The organism is Mycobacterium sp. 1274756.6 (assembly GCF_001668625.1).
Classification (GTDB): domain Bacteria; phylum Actinomycetota; class Actinomycetes; order Mycobacteriales; family Mycobacteriaceae; genus Mycobacterium.
The window spans coordinates 54,348-70,505 of record NZ_LZLJ01000018.1 but is presented as its reverse complement, the minus strand read 5'-3'; the positions used below and the strand labels follow the sequence as shown (position 1 = coordinate 70,505).

Annotated in this window: 14 protein-coding genes and 2 pseudogenes; 6 read left to right on the top strand and 10 right to left on the bottom strand. The window is 68.5% G+C overall.

Annotated features, from left to right (window positions below):
• Positions 1-196, bottom strand: a pseudogene (locus A5643_RS18560) (acetolactate synthase large subunit); the annotation flags it as partial.
• Between A5643_RS18560 and A5643_RS02855 the strand changes: the two are divergent.
• Positions 174-638 (top strand): annotated as a pseudogene (locus A5643_RS02855) (thiamine pyrophosphate-dependent enzyme); the annotation flags it as partial. The pseudogenes A5643_RS18560 and A5643_RS02855 sit on opposite strands and share 23 nt — an antisense overlap.
• A 4-nt stretch (positions 639-642) precedes the next feature.
• Here A5643_RS02855 and A5643_RS02850 read toward each other — a convergent pair.
• Genes A5643_RS02850 through A5643_RS02840 form a run of 4 tightly spaced genes read right to left on the bottom strand, consistent with a single transcriptional unit; the run spans position 643 to position 5,118 of the window.
• Positions 643-1,533, bottom strand: a complete 891-nt coding sequence (locus tag A5643_RS02850) for an SAM-dependent methyltransferase (RefSeq protein WP_066851732.1) — start codon at positions 1,531-1,533, stop codon at positions 643-645.
• A gap of 18 nt (positions 1,534-1,551) precedes the next feature.
• On the bottom strand, positions 1,552-2,970 hold the full coding sequence (locus A5643_RS18840) for a serine/threonine-protein kinase (RefSeq protein WP_082948690.1): 1,419 nt from the start codon (positions 2,968-2,970) through the stop codon (positions 1,552-1,554).
• A gap of 34 nt (positions 2,971-3,004) precedes the next feature.
• A complete protein-coding gene (locus tag A5643_RS02845; protein WP_066851730.1) occupies positions 3,005-4,186 on the bottom strand; it encodes a hypothetical protein in 1,182 nt (393 codons plus the stop codon).
• Between the two features lie 8 nt (positions 4,187-4,194).
• A complete protein-coding gene (locus A5643_RS02840; protein ID WP_066851728.1) occupies positions 4,195-5,118 on the bottom strand; it encodes a metal-dependent hydrolase in 924 nt (307 codons plus the stop codon).
• Between the two features lie 109 nt (positions 5,119-5,227).
• Between A5643_RS02840 and A5643_RS02835 the strand changes: the two genes are divergently transcribed.
• Together A5643_RS02835 and A5643_RS02830 are read left to right on the top strand one after the other, a co-directional pair.
• Complete coding sequence (locus tag A5643_RS02835) at positions 5,228-5,869, top strand: TetR/AcrR family transcriptional regulator (RefSeq protein ID WP_066851726.1); 642 nt, start codon at positions 5,228-5,230, stop codon at positions 5,867-5,869.
• Between the two features lie 168 nt (positions 5,870-6,037).
• A complete protein-coding gene (locus tag A5643_RS02830) occupies positions 6,038-7,510 on the top strand; it encodes a glycoside hydrolase family 183 protein (RefSeq protein ID WP_066851724.1) in 1,473 nt (490 codons plus the stop codon).
• 37 nt (positions 7,511-7,547) lie between these two features.
• On the opposite strand, the gene A5643_RS02825 is transcribed toward A5643_RS02830, so the two are convergent.
• From A5643_RS02825 to A5643_RS02815, 3 genes are all read right to left on the bottom strand, one after another.
• Entirely contained in the window at positions 7,548-8,636 is a 1,089-nt protein-coding gene (locus A5643_RS02825; protein WP_066851722.1) for a class I SAM-dependent methyltransferase, read from the bottom strand.
• 112 nt (positions 8,637-8,748) lie between these two features.
• Positions 8,749-9,372, bottom strand: a complete 624-nt coding sequence (locus tag A5643_RS02820) for an MBL fold metallo-hydrolase (RefSeq protein ID WP_066851720.1) — start codon at positions 9,370-9,372, stop codon at positions 8,749-8,751.
• Positions 9,369-10,454, bottom strand: a complete 1,086-nt coding sequence (locus A5643_RS02815; RefSeq protein WP_066851718.1) for an S-(hydroxymethyl)mycothiol dehydrogenase — start codon at positions 10,452-10,454, stop codon at positions 9,369-9,371. Before A5643_RS02815 ends, A5643_RS02820 begins: the two co-directional genes overlap by 4 nt.
• Before the next feature lie 50 nt (positions 10,455-10,504).
• Here A5643_RS02815 and A5643_RS02810 point away from each other — a divergent pair, with 50 nt between their 5' ends.
• Positions 10,505-11,323, top strand: coding sequence for a serine hydrolase domain-containing protein (locus tag A5643_RS02810; RefSeq protein ID WP_066851716.1), 819 nt, complete (start codon positions 10,505-10,507; stop codon positions 11,321-11,323).
• Positions 11,324-11,466: 143 nt separating this feature from the next.
• Positions 11,467-11,979: a DUF3145 domain-containing protein gene (locus tag A5643_RS02805; RefSeq protein WP_066851714.1), complete on the top strand. Its 513-nt coding sequence runs from the start codon at positions 11,467-11,469 to the stop codon at positions 11,977-11,979.
• A 66-nt stretch (positions 11,980-12,045) separates the two neighbouring features.
• Here the strand turns inward: A5643_RS02805 and A5643_RS02800 are convergent, their stop codons facing one another.
• The gene (locus A5643_RS02800) at positions 12,046-12,954 is read right to left on the bottom strand and encodes a diacylglycerol kinase (protein WP_082948689.1); all 909 of its coding nucleotides are present in this window, start codon (positions 12,952-12,954) and stop codon (positions 12,046-12,048) included.
• Positions 12,951-14,531 carry an FAD-binding oxidoreductase gene (locus A5643_RS02795; RefSeq protein WP_066851758.1) on the bottom strand — a complete coding sequence of 527 codons (1,581 nt, stop codon included), beginning with the start codon at positions 14,529-14,531 and terminating at the stop codon, positions 12,951-12,953. Before A5643_RS02795 ends, A5643_RS02800 begins: the two co-directional genes overlap by 4 nt.
• An 81-nt stretch (positions 14,532-14,612) precedes the next feature.
• Between A5643_RS02795 and A5643_RS02790 the strand changes: the two genes are divergently transcribed.
• Complete coding sequence (locus A5643_RS02790) at positions 14,613-16,130, top strand: glycerol-3-phosphate dehydrogenase/oxidase (protein ID WP_156628467.1); 1,518 nt, start codon at positions 14,613-14,615, stop codon at positions 16,128-16,130.
• Positions 16,131-16,158 lie beyond the last annotated feature (28 nt).

Below are 16,158 nucleotides of genomic sequence, written 5' to 3'. Positions count from 1 at the left end.
GGCTGGCGCCGCCGGTCAGCGCGAGCACGTCGTGCCGGGGGGACCCGGCGGTGGCCGCCGGCAACAGCAGACCCGAGGTGTTGGATTCGTCGGAGACGATCGCGTCCTCGGGCAGCAGGGCCCCGATCACCTGCGCCCAGTTCTGCGCGGTCAACTCCCCCGACGGCAGCTCGGGTCTGCTGTTGCCGGCGGCCACCGCCGGGTCCCCCCGGCACGACGTGCTCGCGCTGACCGGCGGCGCGATCGGGCAGGGTCTGCCGGTCGCGGTGGGCGCGGCGGTCGCGGCGCCCGACCGGCCGGTGATCGCACTGCAGGCCGACGGCAGCGCGGCGTACACGATCTCGGCGCTGTGGACCATGGCGCGGGAGAACCTCGACGTGACCACCGTGCTGCTCAACAACAACGCCTACGCGATCCTGCGGCTTGAGCTCGCCCGGGTCGGCGCCGACGGCGGCGGCCCCAAGGCCAACGACCTGCTCGATCTGTCCCGCCCGAACATGGACTTCGCCAAGATCGCCGAGGGCTTCGGGGTGCCGGCCAGCGTGGCGACCACCTGCGAGGAGCTGGCCGAGCAGTTTCAGCACGCGCTGGCGGCTCCGGGACCGCACCTCATCGACGCCCGGATCGGACCCGGGTAACCGGTCAGCGGTCGCGTACGGCGGTGAAGAACTTCGTGCGCAGCAACGTCTCGAAGAACTCCGGGAGCTCCCCGAACGGTCGTCCGTAGGCGGTGGCGGCCTGCTCCACCAGGTCCACCGGCTGCACCGTCCAGCCACGCTCGGTCAGCCAGGACGGCGCATCGCGCCGCGGGTCGTCGTACCAGAGATCACCGATGGGGGCCTGGGTGGGATCGCGGGCGAAGTCGCGTAGAAAGTCGGCGAACCGCGCCAGCGCGCCGGGATCGGGTCCCAACTCGGCGGCGATGCGACTGCCCGGCGCCGACAACTCGTGCACCCGCTCGAACAACGCGTCCTGGGCGGTGCCCGGCAGGTAGGGCAGCAGTCCCTCCATCGCCCACGCGGTCGGGAGGGCGGGGTCGAAACCGGCGCCGGTCAACGCCGTCGCCCAGTCGTCGCGCAGGTCGACGGCGACGGTCACCCGGCGGGTTGTCGGGACGGCCGCGCGGTCGTCGAGCACCCGCTGCTTGAAATCGAGCACCCGCGGCTGGTCGACCTCGAACAGGGTGTGGCCGGGCGGCCAGGACAGCCGGTAGGCACGCGCGTCGAGCCCGGCCGCCACGATCACCGCCTGCGGCACCCCGTCGGTGGTGGCCGCGGCGTAGAAGTCGTCGAAGAAACGGGTGCGCACCCCCACCCAGTGCGCGTTGAAGCCGGCCGTCGAACCAAGATCCCGGTTCGCCACCGCCGCAGCCAGATTCGGTTCCTCGGCCGCCGCGACGAATCCGGCGGCGAACTCGTCGTGCGCCAGCGGCGGGGTGAGCTCGGCGTCGAGGGCGCGCGACGCGCACACACCGAGCGCGGTGAGACCGACGCTGGTCACGATGTCCCAGGTGTCGCCGTCGCTGCGGGTCATCCCGGCCTCCTTCGGTCCTTATCGAGGGGCTGCGCCGATCCGTTCCGAGTCTTCAATCGTCATGGACTGGCCGGTACCCGCCAGGCTAAACCAACGATCTTCGGTTTCGTTCTGACCACTAAGCTGGGTATAGCGGATGCGCGCGATTATGCTAGTCGAATCGAGTGGACGTACGCTCACCACATCGACCGCGCTGATCGTGGACCAGAATTCGATATAGCTGTCCAGTCCGGTTTCAGCCTGATAGGGAGTATCGAGGAAGGCCCAAGCGTCGGCGGCTCTGGTCGGCAGCAAATCGTAGTAATTTGTGATGAAATCCCGCATCTCGTTGAAAGTGGGGGTTGTGGCGGTTGTGAGTGTTGTTGGTGCCGTAGTCGAATAGGAAACAGTGTCGTCCGCGACTTGGCTAGGCGGCGACGAACGATTTGCCACAATAACGATGCAGACTAGCGTTATGGCGATCAAGAGCCCGAGGAGAATCGGCACTCGCAAGGAGGTCGCAGCGTTATTTGAATCGCCTAATGCGGATATTTCAGCTCCGCCTGAGGGTTCCAGCGCCAAGGTCCGTGAAGTCGGCCGTACCGCTTTTCTGGTTTGATGTAGTGCTGACTGGTTACGGAGTGCTTCGGCGAACGCCCCGCAACTGGAGAATCGGTTGTCTGGCTCTTTGGATAGCGCTCTGGCCAAAGCCGAATCTAGGACAGCGAGCTCTGAACGAACCTCGGCAAGGGCGGGCGGGTTTGCGCTGAGGTGTTGGCTTATCATCGCTGCGGCATTAGCTTGCCGAAACAGTTGGGAGCCGGTAAGTAAATGGTAAGCAGTTGCCGCTAAGGCATATTGGTCGGCGCGCCCATCTAGTTGTCGGCCGAGCAATTGCTCCGGCGCGGAGTACGCCAGTGTCCCGACGATGACGTTGGTAGCGGTTAAGCTATTGTCCGAATCGATACTGCGAGCAATCCCAAAGTCGGCCAGAATAATGCGCTGTTGGCTGAGGTCTTCTGCAACCAAGATATTCGCTGGCTTGACATCGCGGTGCAATAAGCCCCGTTCATGGGCATAATCCAAGGCGCTGGCTACCGCAGTGACGATCTCGATAACGCGCGTGACCGGTAGTCCGTTTGGGTAAGTTGTGTTTAAGAGTCGTGCGGCGTCCGATCCCTCGACGTAGTCCATAGAGAGCCAGAGTCGGCCGTCGCATTCCCCGCGGTCGTGGACACCTACGATGTGCGGATGGTACAAGGTCGAGGCTAACTCCGCCTCACGGTTGAACCTCTTTCGAAAACCGGGATCAGCGGATATTTCCGGCGCCAATACCTTGATTGCGTCCCGGCGAGGTAAACGTGGATGCCGGGCGAGATAGACCTCGCCCATCGCGCCCGATCCCAATTGCCGAATGATGGTATATCCGGCGAACCCCTGACCGGCGGTCAGCGTCATTCGCCGAGTTTACCAACCGCCGTTCAGGGATGACTTATTTTGCAGTAGTTGCTGTAGTAGTTGCCGCCTTCGCCCGCGCCGCCGGTGCTTTACCGGCGTTGGCCTTGGCGGCCATCGCGGTGCACGCCCCGGCGATCACGAAGCACAACGTCACGTAGAAGACGTTGCCGATCGGGTTGCCGTCGGCGGTGCGCCCGGCCACCGCGCCGAAGTAGTCCGGCAGCGCCGACAGCCACAGCAGGCCGATCACCACCAGGTACACCGCCGCGTAGCCGATCATCAGCCGGTCGCGGTAGGACTCGGTGGTCAGGCCGCCGGCGAGGGAGAGCGGGCCGTCGGTCTGCAGCCGCTGCCACTGCCGGTAGAAGATGACCGCGGCGACCACCGCGACGACGATCAGTTCCAGCAGGTAGGCGTAGCCCTGGTAGCGACCGTTGCTGGCCCACTGGGTGATGGTGGCCGGCAGCGGCAGGATCGCGGTGCCCAGCGAGGCGAGCAGGCCGACCACCACGGTGCGCCACACCAGGCTCAGCGGGCTGAGCCGCTTGCCGCGATCCATGTGCCGGCCGACGAACCACTGCACGCAGAACGCCAGGGACAACGGCCACAGGGCCGCGAAGACCACCACGCTGCCCATCGGCACCGAGGCGAAGAACGGCTGGTTCATCGGGTTGTCGGCCGACCACTCCCACCAGCGCAGCTGCGGGCCGAGGTGGTCGAAGATCTCGTAGAAGGCGTGGTGGACGAACCCCACGCAGACCGCACCGGCCAGTGTGCCGTAGCGGCGGAACACCCCGAGCACCCGCACGATCTCGAACGAGATCGTGGCCATGAACGGGTAGATCGCCACGATGTACAACGGCAGTCTGCCCCATAGGAATTCGACCGTGAACAGGTTGTGCGCGAACATGGTGTCGACATGGTCGGCGATGCCGAACGCGCCCGGAAAGTACAGCGGCGGTTCGATGATCAGCAGATAGGCGATCGCGCCGAACCACAACACCAGGTTGGTGGCGTCGTTGTGACGGCGGTAGCGGCCGATGGCGTAGACCAGGGCGAGCACCGCGCCGACGATGATCGTCACCTCCAGCACGGGCATCGTCCAGTTCTCCAACCCGAACGGGTTGCGGAATTCGACGAGTCCGCCGGTGTCGGCGCAGGTGAACCCCATCGAGGTCGCGAGATCGGCGAAGGTGTCCGTACACAGGTCAGGCATGAAATTCCTTAGTTGGCGGCCGCAGCGGTGTACCACTGCGTCACGTCGTATCCGGCGTTGTAGCGATCAAACCATTCATCGGCCAGCGCGGGCAGCTTTTCGTGCGCCGGGTTGTGGTACGGCATCTGGCTGCGGAACACCCCGGCCAGCGCGGTGAGTTGCTCGCGCACCGGCAGGTGCCCGAAAGCGTTGTCCACCGGGCCATTATCGACCGACTTGGCGAACGGCAGCCGATCGAGCGCCATCTTCTTATACCGGTACGGGACGAACGTCGACATCGCGTCGACCTTGCGGTCTTCGAACGGCACGTGAGTGTTGAAGCCCTGCGCGGCGATTCGCAGCGTAGCCATCACGTGCTTGAACACCGAACGCGCCACTCGCATCCGGTAGAACGGGCTGCCCACCACGTGGTCGTAGATGATCAGCGCCGAGCTGCGGTGCTCGACCTCCTCGACGAAATGCCACAGGAACAGCGAGGCCACCCGGTCATCGCCCGGGGCGAACAGGGTGTCGTCGTGATCGAGCATCAGCTTGAACACCGGGGTGAAGGTGGCCTCCAGGTCCGCGGTGTAGGCCAGCCGGTACTTCAGCGGAGTGTTGTTGGTCAGATCGGTGAACGCGGCGAGGACTTCGTTGAAGGTCCCCTTGAGGCCCGGGTAGGCGCGGATCAGTCCCTTGACGTGTTGGCGGTGGGCCCAGGAGTGCTGGCCCTCCTGGCGTACGAACGCGTCGGCCTCCTCGGCGATCGCGGGATCGGTGATCACCTTCTGCGCCTCGGGGATCATCGCGCTGATCATGTTCTCGAACGCGACCGCGAGAAACGACACCGAGTTGGCCATCGCCGAGAACGCCGGGTTGGTCTCGTTCCATAAGAAGGGCACGGGGTAATCGGCGAACGCGAAGCGCATCTTGCGCACCTGCAGATCGGTCATCGGCGGGAATCCTCTGGTTGCAACATACAGTCATACACAGGCATGGATGTCTGTATGATTGCAAGCGGTTGGAGTACCGTCAAGCCGGCGGGAGGAACGGGCGGAGACGATGGCACGCAGGCGCGGATGGGGTGGGCATCCACCGCAGGCCGACGACGAAGCGGTCGAGCGGATCGTCGCCGCCGCGGTCGATCTCATCGCCCAGACCGGCGCCGCGGTCACCATCGCCGACGTCGCCGCGTCGCTGGGGGTGATCCGCCAGACCGTCTACCGCTATTTCCCGACCGCCGACGCGCTGATGCGCGCCGCGGCGATCGCCTCGGTCGACGGCTTCCTCGACCAGCTCACCGACCACGTCGCCGGGATCACCGATCCGGCGGAGGCGCTCACCGCGGGCACCGCCTACACCCTCGAGGCCGTCCACCACACTCCCCACCTGGGCATTCTGCTGTCGGGGTCTTACGGTCACGACCACACCGTGGATCTGGCCTCCGCGGAAGCGCGCGCCTTCGGCATGCGGATGATCGGCCGGTTCGACGTGGACTGGTCGGCGCACGGCTTCGATGAGTCCGACCTGGACGAGCTGGTGGAGTTCACCTTGCGGATCATGCTGTCGTTCTTCGCGGTGCCGGATGCGCCGGCGCGGTCGGCGGAGGAGCGGCGCGCCTTCCTGCGCCGCTGGCTCGGCGGGGCGATCGAGGCCCAACGGTTGCAGCGCGACTCCGCCGCGCCGGTCGAATCCCCGGCCTAGGCTGCACACTCAGCGGACCGGACGCGGCCGGGGGGTCTGGTTGCGGCGGGGTCACGGACTGATCCCGAATCAACCTCCACACAGCTCAGCCATCACTTTTGACGCTAGCGTCACAGCTGTATCAGCGGTTCAGTTGTCCGCTGCCATGACGGGTGCGCGAAAGGTGAGATGAAGGTTCATCGGCGGCTGGGGGCTGCGGCGCTGGTGGCCACGTTGACCGCGGTAGCGCCGGTCCTCGTCGCCGCTCCGGCCGCAGCCGATCCGTGCTCGGTGTTCGTAACGAACGGCCCGCAGTCACGGATGGCGCCGCAGCAGGCCCCCCAGCAGCGGATGCTGCCGCAACTGCCGATCCTGCATCTGCCGATCGGACGCAAGCCGGCCGAACCGGGCACCGTGACGACGCCGGATTCGGCGATCATGACGCCCAGTGCGGCGCTGCTGCCCGACGACTCGGGCCAACCCGTGCCCAACCCGGCGGTGCCGCAAAGCGTGCTGCCGGACGACTTCACGCCGGACTCCATCGCCCGCAACGTCACCGAACCGGCCCAACCGCGTGCCGCCGCCCCGGCCGCGGCGACGGTGGACGGCGAGGCCCAACTGGTCGAATGGGTCACCGGGGCAACCGGTCCCGGAAATGTCGCGCCGAACAACACCTATTCGCGGTTCGGGATCTCCGGAACCGACCTCGGGATCATGTGGGACAACGGCTACTCCGGTACGGACCGGCAACTGCTGATGGCCTTCGGTGACACCTTCGGCAACTGCGGGATCCCCGGGCAGGAATGGCGCAGCAACGTGCTGTTCCGCACCTCCGACACGGATCCCGCGCACGGCATCGCGGTTCCGGCCGCGCAGTTCGGCAACCTGAAGGCCGGCTCGCCGGTGAACGCGAACCGGCCCAACTTCTCCAAGCAGATCATCGACAGCCTGCGGCTGGTCAACGAGGTGACGATCATCCCGACCGCGGCGATCTCGGTCGGCACCACCCAATACATCAACTTCATGTCGATCTCCGCCTGGGGCCAACCCGGCTCCTGGTCGACCAACTTCTCGGCGATCGCGGTCTCCAACGACAACGGTGAGAACTGGACGGTGCCGCGCTCCAGCATCCGGCCCAGCATGTTCTTCGCCGTTCCGGGCGTCTTCTTCATGTGGGGGGAGCAGAACTTCCAGCAGCAGGCCTACGTCAAAAGTGACGGCTACGTCTACGCGTTCGGCACCACGCCCGGGCGGGGCGGCTCGGTGTTCTTGTCCCGGGTGGCCGAGAACCAGATCACCGACCGGTGGGCCTACGAGTACTACACCCCGTTCGGCTGGGTGCGCTGGTTCTCGTTCCTGGCGGTCCAGGTGGTCTTCGACCGCACCAGCGAGCTCTCGGTGGCCTACAGCGAGCACCTGGGCAAGTTCGTCATGCTCTACACCAACACCTTCAACAACGTGGTGATGCGCACGGCCGACAAGCCCGAAGGGCCGTGGAGTGGTACGACCACGCTGGTGCCGGCCGCAGGCAAGGGCGGCATCTACGCGCCCTACATCCACCCGTGGTCCCCCGCCATCACCGGGGAGGGCAACGAGCTGTACTTCACGATGTCGCAGTGGTCGAACTACAACGTCGCGTTGATGAAAGCGGCGGTGTCCTAATCCCGCCCCGCGAGCCGGTCCGCGCTGCGCGTCGCGGTTAGGGTCCTGACTGGCGCTTGAGCAGCACCACACCCGCCATCGGAATGCGCACCGGCTCAGGTTTTTCCGCCAACGTGGCCGCGACCGACTTCTCCAGGCTGTCGCAGAGTTGGCCGGCACGCGGATCGGTGGGCCCACCGTCGAGCCCGAGCAGTAGAACCCCGAACAGCGAGGCCCGGGCGAAACCGGCCCACTGAGCGCCGAATGCCGCGGCGTCCTGGTCGCGGCGGTACTGGGCGAAGAACCGGTCACCGGCGTCGAAGATCTCGAGGTGTTCCACCTGTAGGCCTTCGAAGCGATCGTTCGGCGCGAACGGCGCCCGGAGATCCTTCTCGGAGCGGGCCACGATGGGAATCACCATGCGGCGCAGTTCCTCGGCGCTGATCAACCCGTGTCCGACCTGCTCGTGCAGGGCCGTCATCACGGCGTTCACCAGCGGCTGGAAGCCGAATTTCCCGTCGGAGCCGACCGCTGCGGTCAGTACGACCAACCGGCCACCGGGACGCAGTTCGCGCGCGCGGAAGGCCAGGAAGTTCTGCCAGTCCTGTGCCGCTTGGCGGGTGTAGGCGGTCGCGGCGGCCGAATCGGCGCTGAAGGCCACCAGCACGTGATCGGGCAGTTCGGCGGGCACCTGCCGCAACCACATCACCGCCCACGACGTCCAACCCAAGGTGACCGTGTTCGACGGCAGGATCTGGTCGTAGAACGACCGCCCGATCGCCGAGGAGAAACACGCCGGATCGCGACTCAGGTAGCTGTCCGGGTCGCCGTCCAGGGTGCGGAACAGCGCGCAGAAGTCGTTCTCCGGCAAGTCGGTATGAGCCACCATGACCGCGTGCTCGGCGCGGGTGCGCTGCCGGAGCGCATCAACCGCCGCCGCGATCGGCAGCAGCGAGTTGTAGCCGGTCGAGGCGCCGTAGTCGGCGATGACCAGGGGCTGCGGCGGAGGGTAGAGCGGCACCGCTTCGGCGGCCCGCTTGAACAGCGCAACCGCGTGCGCCAGCCCGGCCGTGTCCAGCCGGGACGACGGCAGGTAGAAGGCACTGTCCTCCGGCTCCGGCCGAACGACGATGCTGGATTCCGGCACCAGTCGACTCCGATCAGCTCGCACCCTGTTCCCCGATGACTGCTCATCGTTGACCGCTCACCGTTGACCGTAGTCCCCGCGGTCGGCACTGGCGACGGGTTCGGCGTGGCGCTCAGTGCCCGCGCGCGACCCAGTCGTCGTAGTTGACGATCTCGTCCCCGATCGTGGTGGAATCACCGTGGCCGGTGTAGACGACCGTGTCGGCCGGCAGCTTGCCGAGCCGCTCGGAGATCGACGCCAGGATCGTGGGGAAGTCGGAGAACGACCGCCCGGTCGCGCCGGGCCCGCCCTGGAACAGGGTGTCGCCGCTGAACACCGCGCCCAGATCGGGGGCATGCCAGCAGACCGAGCCGGGGGAGTGGCCCGGGGTGTGCAGAGCGCGCAGTTCGATCCCGCCGGCCTGCAGGGTGTCGCCGTCCTCGACCGGACGGAACCGCTTCTCCGGGTGGGTCATCTGCCACAGCATGTCGTCAGCGGGGTGCATCAGCACCGGGGCGTCGAACTCCTTGCCGAGCTGGGGCGCGACCGTGATGTGGTCGTTGTGGCCGTGGGTGCAGACCACGGCGACCACTTTGCGGCCGCCGACCGCCTCCTTGATCGGGCCGGCGTCGTGGGCGGCGTCGAACACGATCACCTCGGAGTCGTCGCCGACGACCCAGATGTTGTTGTCGACCTCCCAGCTACCGCCGTCGAGTTCGAAGGTGCCGCTGGTGACAACGCGCTGGATGCCGGTCACAGGATCACCACCGAACGCAGCACCTCACCGGAGTGGATCTTGTTGAACGCTTCCTCGACGCCGTCGAGTCCGATGCGTTCGGTGACGAATTTGTCCAATGGGAACCGTCCTTGCAGATACAGATCGATCAGGGTGGGGAAGTCCCGCTCCGGCAGGCAGTCGCCGTACCAGGAGGACTTCAGCGATCCGCCGCGGGAGAAGAAGTCCACCAGCGGCATGTCGATGCGCATGTCGGGGGTGGGCACGCCCACCAGCACCACGGTGCCGGCCAGGTCGCGGGCGTAGAACGCCTGCTCCCAGGTGGTCGGGGTGCCGACCGCGTCGACGACCACGTCGGCGCCGAACCCGTCGGTGAGTTCCTGAATGGCCTCGACGACGTCGGTCTCGCGGGCGTTGATCGTGTGGGTGGCGCCGAAGTCGCGGGCCCACTCCAGCTTGGTGGCGTCGGTGTCGACGGCGATGATGCGCCGGGCGCCGACCAGCGCCGCCCCGGCGATGGCCGCGTCGCCGACGCCGCCGCAGCCGATCACCGCGACACTGTCGTCCCGGTTCACCGCGCCGGTGTTGATCGCCGCCCCGACCCCAGCCATCACTCCGCAGCCGAGCAGGCCGGCCGCCGCCGGGTCCGCGGCCGGGTCGACCTTGGTGCACTGCCCGGCGTGAACCAGGGTTTTGTCGGCGAACGCGCCGATCCCCAGCGCCGGGGTGAGCGCGGTGCCGTCGGTGAGCGTCATCGGCTGCTCGGCGTTGAAGGTGTCGAAGCAGTTCCGGATCTGGCCGCGTTTACAGGCCCGGCACTGGCCGCAGACGGCCCGCCAGTTCAGCACCACGAAGTCGCCGGGGGCGACCGCGGTGACCTCCGAGCCGACGGATTCGACGGTGCCGGCGGCCTCGTGGCCGAGCAGGAACGGGTAGTCGTCGTTGATGCCGCCGTCGCGGTAGGTCAGGTCGGTGTGGCAGACCCCGCAGGCGGTGATGTCGACCACCACCTCGTGCGGCCCCGGGTCGGGGATGACGATGTCGACCAACTCGACGGGCTGACCTTTGGACCTCGAAATCACTCCGCGCACTGTTTGACCCATGACTACAACCTATCGCTCGCTCGGCTCCTGTCGAGGCTAGGCTGCTTGCGATGGCTGCCCTCGATCGGATTGACGACTGGCCGGTGGACAACGTCGCCGCGGCGGTGGTCGGGCGAAACGGTGTGGTGAGCACGCGCGGTGACACCGGCCGACCCTTCCCGCTGGCGTCGGTGACCAAGCCGCTGGTCGCGCGCGCCGCGCAGGTCGCGGTCGAAGAGGGAGCCTTCGCGTTGGACACCGAGGCCGGGCCGCCCGGTTCCACGGTGCGGCACCTGCTGGCGCACACCTCGGGGTTCACGATGCACTCCGATCAGGTGTTGGCCGAACCGGGCACCCGGCGCATCTACTCCAATTACGGGTTCACCGTCCTGGGCGAAACGCTGCAGCAGGTGACCGGGATCGACTTCGACAGCTACGTGCTCGAGGCAATCTGCCGCCCGTTGGGGATGACGGCCACCGAGCTGGGCGGCGGGGCGGAAGCGGCTGGCTACGGCGCCACCTCGACGGTGGCCGACCTCGCCGCGTTCGCCGGCGACCTGCTGGCGCCGACGACGGTGTCGGGACAGCTGCACGACGAAGCCACCACGGTCCAGTTCCCCGGTATCGACGGCGTGCTACCGGGCTTCGGTGTGCAGCGTCCCAACGACTGGGGGTTGGGTTTTGAGATCAAGGGCGAGAAGTCGCCGCACTGGACCGGGCAGGCCAACTCGGCGCGCACCTACGGCCATTTCGGCCAGTCCGGCACGTTTTTGTGGGTCGATCCGGACCGGGGCACGGCCCTGGTCGTGCTCACCGACCGGCCCTTCGGGGAGTGGGCGATGCCGCTCTGGCCCGCGCTGTCGGACGCGGTGCTGGCCGAAGGCACATGAGAGACCCATGAGAATCGCGCGTGGACTAGCGCAACAGGGGTCTCACAAGGCACAATAGACGCGTACGACACAGTTGCATCGCGCTTTCGGTTCTGCCAGGCCGTTGGGGAAGACGTCCCTCGCGGAACCGTAAGGAGCAGCAGATGCGTGCGTCGAACCAGTTCGCCGACGCGACGACCGGCGTGGTGTACATCCACGCCTCGCCCGCGGCGGTGTGCCCGCATGTCGAGTGGGCGCTGTCGTCGACCCTGCAAGCCAGGGCGAATTTGGAGTGGGCACCGCAGCCGGCCATGCCCGGACAACTGCGCGCCGTGACCAACTGGGTCGGCCCGGTGGGCACCGGCGCCCGGCTGGCCGATGCGCTGCGCTCCTGGTCGGTGCTGCGCTTCGAGGTCACCGAGGATCCCAGCATGGGGGTGGACGGCCAGCGGTTCAGCCACACCCCGCAGCTCGGGCTGTGGAGCGGGGCGATGAGCGCCAACGGCGACATCATGGTCGGCGAGATGCGGCTGCGCTCGCTGATGGACGCCGGCGCCGACGTGCTGGTCGCCGAACTCGACACCGTGCTCGGCATCGCGTGGGACGAGGCGCTGGAGCCGTACCGCAACGGCGGGGAGACCGGCGAGGGCAACTGGCTGGCCCGCGGCGTCGGCTGAGGGGGCAGCTGCGCCCGCGAATGAAGCCTGACGGCGAAACCGGGCGCCGACGGGCTCCGTCGTTCTTCACTCGCGGCGGCGCAGAATCTGCAGCGCGCCGCTGACCGCCGACACCGTCACCGGCAGCGGGCAGACGTAGTCGCCGTCGGCGTAGGCGTTGATGCCGGTGCAGTCGACTCGGATCGAGGCGGCCCGCGCGGTGCTCACCTCGTCGAGGTCGACGTGGGTGCCCTTGTAGACGGTGGGAAACAGGCGCAACAGCTTGGTGCGGGATCCCGAGCGCACCATCGTGACGTCGAGCAGCCCGTCGCGCGGATCGGCGTCAGGGCAGATCAGCATCCCGCCGCCGTAGCTGCGGGTGTTGCCGACCGCGGCCAGAGTCAGCTCGGCGCTCACCGGCTCGCCGCCGTCGAACGCCAGCCGGAACGGCAGCGGGCGCAGCCGGGACAGCTCCGCCAGAATCGCGAGGTTGTAGCGCATCCGGCCGCGCGGCCAGCGCATCCGATTGGTGCGGTCGCTGACCAGGGAATCGAACCCGGCCGCCATCACCGTGCCGAACCAGGACGTACCGCCGGCGTGGTCGATGCGGCCCAGGTCGACGGTGTCGGTCCAGCCGTCGGCCACGATGTCGGCGGCCGCGGCCGGATCGGTGGTGGGCAACCCGTATTCGCGGGCATGGTCGTTGCCGGTGCCGGCCGGGATGACGCCGAGCGGCACCGCCGAGCGGGCCAGCGTCTGTAACGCCAGCGCGATCGCCCCGTCGCCGCCGACCACCACCAGTGCATCGGTGCCCGCGGCGAGCGCGTCGTTGACCAGGCGCCGCGCGTGGGCGGCGTCGCGACCCACCACCACCGTCACGTCCACACCGCGCTGCTGCAGGCGGGCGACCGCCCGCTCGGCGGTACCGGCGGCGTTGCCGTGCCCCGCGGCGGGATTGGCCAGTATCGTCACCCGTTCGATGCGGCGCTCGGTCACGGGATCAGCTTGCCCGGGTTGAGAATTCCGGCCGGGTCGAGCACCGCCTTCACCGCCCGCAGCACCTCGATTCCCAGATCGCCGACCTCGCGGTGCAGCCAGGGCCGGTGATCGGCGCCGACGGCGTGGTGGTGGGTGATCGTCCCGCCGTTCGCCATGATCGCCTCGGAGGCCGCCGTTTTGGCCGCACGCCACTGCGCGATCGGGTCACCGCGCTGGGCGGCGACCACGGTGAAGTACAGCGACGCGCCGGTGGGGTAGACGTGGGAGACGTGGCACATCACCAGCGCTGCGGTGCCACTTGCGGTCAGGGAGGCGGTGAGCGCGTCGGTGACCGCGGTCTTGAGCGCGGCCAGGTTGGACCAGCGGGTCGCGGTCTCGAGCGTCTCGGCCAGCGCCCCGGCCGCCAACAGAGAATCGCGCAGGTAGGGCGCCCCGAACCGACCGTGCTCCCAGGACCGGGCCGGCCCCTCGCCCAGCGACGTGCCGCCGTGGGCGGTGAGCAGCGCGGCGGTTTCGGCCTGCCGGCTCGCGGTGTGTTCGGCCGAGCCCTCGAACACGGTGATGGCCAGGCAGCCGCCGGTGATGCTCTCCTCACCGATGGACTCGGTGGTGGCCAGGTTGATCCCGGTCTCGACCTCGTCGGAGAGCCGGATCACCGTCGGCCCGGTACCGGTCTGGGTCACCGCCCGCAGCGCTTCGGTGCCGGTGGCGAAATCGGGAAACGACCACGCTTGATAGCGGCTGCTGGCCGGGACGGGATGCACCCGCACCCGCACCCGGGTGATCACCCCGAACAGCCCTTCCGAACCCAGCATGAGCTGGCGCAGATCCGGTCCGGCCGCCGAGGCCGGGGCACGGCCCACCTCCAACGCCCCGGCGGGGGTGATCACCCGCAGGCCGCACACCATGTCGTCGAAACGTCCGTAGCCGGCCGAGTTCTGCCCCGAGGACCGGGTGGCGGCAAACCCGCCGATGGTGGCGAACTGGAAGCTCTGCGGGAAATGCCCGAGCGAAAAGCCCTGCGCGCCGAGCAGATCCTCGGCCGCCGGCCCGGTCACCCCGGCCTCCAGTTCGGCTTCCCCGGAGATTTCGTCGAGTTCCAGCAACCGGTCGAAGCGCCGCAGATCCAGCGACACCACCGCGGTGAACGCACCGCGCAGCGGATCCAGACCGCCCACCACGCTGGTGCCGCCGCCGAACGGCACGACCGCGATCCGGTTGCGGCCGCAGTAGTCGAGGATCGCGGCGATCTCGTCCTCGGCGCCGGGCAGCAGCACCGCGTCGGGGGCGTCCTGCGCTTCGGTGCTGCGGCGGCGCAACAGGTCCAGGGTGGACTTGCCGCCGGCGTACAGCAGCCGGCTGTGATCGTCGGTGCGGCAATAGCGGTCGCCGACGATGCCGGAAAGGCCGGTGCGGTGAGCGTCGGTGAGCGCCGAAGCGGTCAGCCGCGCCTCCCCGGCGTCGGGCGCGGTGGTAGGCGAATCCTCCACGCCGAGAGCCTGTTTGAGCAGTCCGCGGATGCTCTCGGAGAGCGGGGTGGCAGCAGCCGGGTCGCCCCAGGCGTTCCACTTCATCGGCGGGCGCAGGTGGGCATCGTCGTCGGCTGCCGTCATGGCTTACAGTATGGCCACCCAGCGACCGAACGGATACCCGTGATGTCCGATGCCACCGCCTTGACCGCGGTACGGCGCGCCGCGGAGCTGTCCGCGCTGGCCGACGGCCCCGCAGTCGATGTCCTGGTCATCGGCGGCGGCATCACCGGAGTGGGGATCGCGCTGGATGCGGCCGCACGCGGGTTGAGCGTGGCGCTGGTGGAGAAGCACGACCTGGCGTTCGGCACCAGCCGGTGGAGCTCCAAGCTGGTGCACGGGGGCCTGCGCTACCTGGCCACCGGCAACGTCGGCATCGCGCGGCGCAGCGCGGTCGAACGCGGCATCCTGATGACCCGCACCGCCCCGCATCTGGTGCACGCAATGCCGCAGTTGGTGCCGCTGCTGGCCTCGATGCGCCGGCGGGACCGGGCGCTGGTGCGCGCCGGTTTCCTCGCCGGGGATGTGCTGCGCCGGCTGGCCGGCACGCCCCCGTCGGTGTTGCCCCGGTCGCGGCGCATCGGCGCGGAGCGGGCCGTGGCGCTGGCGCCCACCGTGCGCCGCGACGGTCTCGACGGTGGCCTGCTGGCCCACGACGGGCAGCTGGTCGACGACGCCCGGCTGGTCTTAGCGGTGGCCCGCACCGCGGCCGGGCTGGGTGCGAAGATCCTCACCTATGTGGCCGCGTCGGAAGCGACCGGGCGTTCGGCGCGGCTCACCGACACCCGAACCGGCGAGACGTTCGAGGTGCGCGCGCACGCGGTGATCAATGCGACCGGGGTGTGGGCCGGCGAGATCGACACCGGGCTGCGGTTGCGGCCCAGCCGCGGCACCCACCTGGTCTTCGACGCCGCCGCCTTCGGCAACCCCGCCGCGGCGCTGACGGTGCCGATCCCCGGCGAGCTGAACCGCTTCGTCTTCGCCATGCCCCAACAACTCGGCCGGGTGTATCTGGGGCTGACCGACGAGGAGGCGCCGGGTCCGATTCCCGATGTGCCGCAACCGACGTCGGGAGAGATCGAGTTCCTGCTCAGCGTGGTCAACACCGCCCTGGGTGCGGCGTTGACCGCCGACGACGTGATCGGCTCCTATGCCGGGCTGCGGCCGCTGGTCGATGCGGGGGAGGGCCGCAGCGCCGACATCTCCCGCGACCATGCGGTCATCGAGGCTGACTCCGGGGTCATCAGCGTCATCGGCGGCAAACTCACCGAGTACCGCTACATGGCCCAGGACACCCTCGACCGGGCGGTCACGCTGCGCGGGCTGCGGGCCGGGCCGTGCCGGACCCAGGACCTCCCGCTGGTGGGCGCCACCGGCCTGGAACGGGTGCCCGGCGGACTGCCCCGGGCGTTGGTCGCCCGGTTCGGTGCCGAGGCGCCGGCGGTGCTGGCTGCCGCGACCTGTTCGCGGCCGACCGAACCGGTGGCCGCGGGGATCGACGTGCTGCGCGCGGAGTTCGAGTACGCGGTGAGCCACGAGGGCGCGCTCACCGTCGCCGACATCGTGGACCGCCGAACCCGCATCGGGTTGGTGCCCGCCGACCGGGAGCGGGTGATCGGGGTGGCCGAGCAGTTCGTGGGCTGACCCGTCAACGCAGGATCAGATCCGGTAT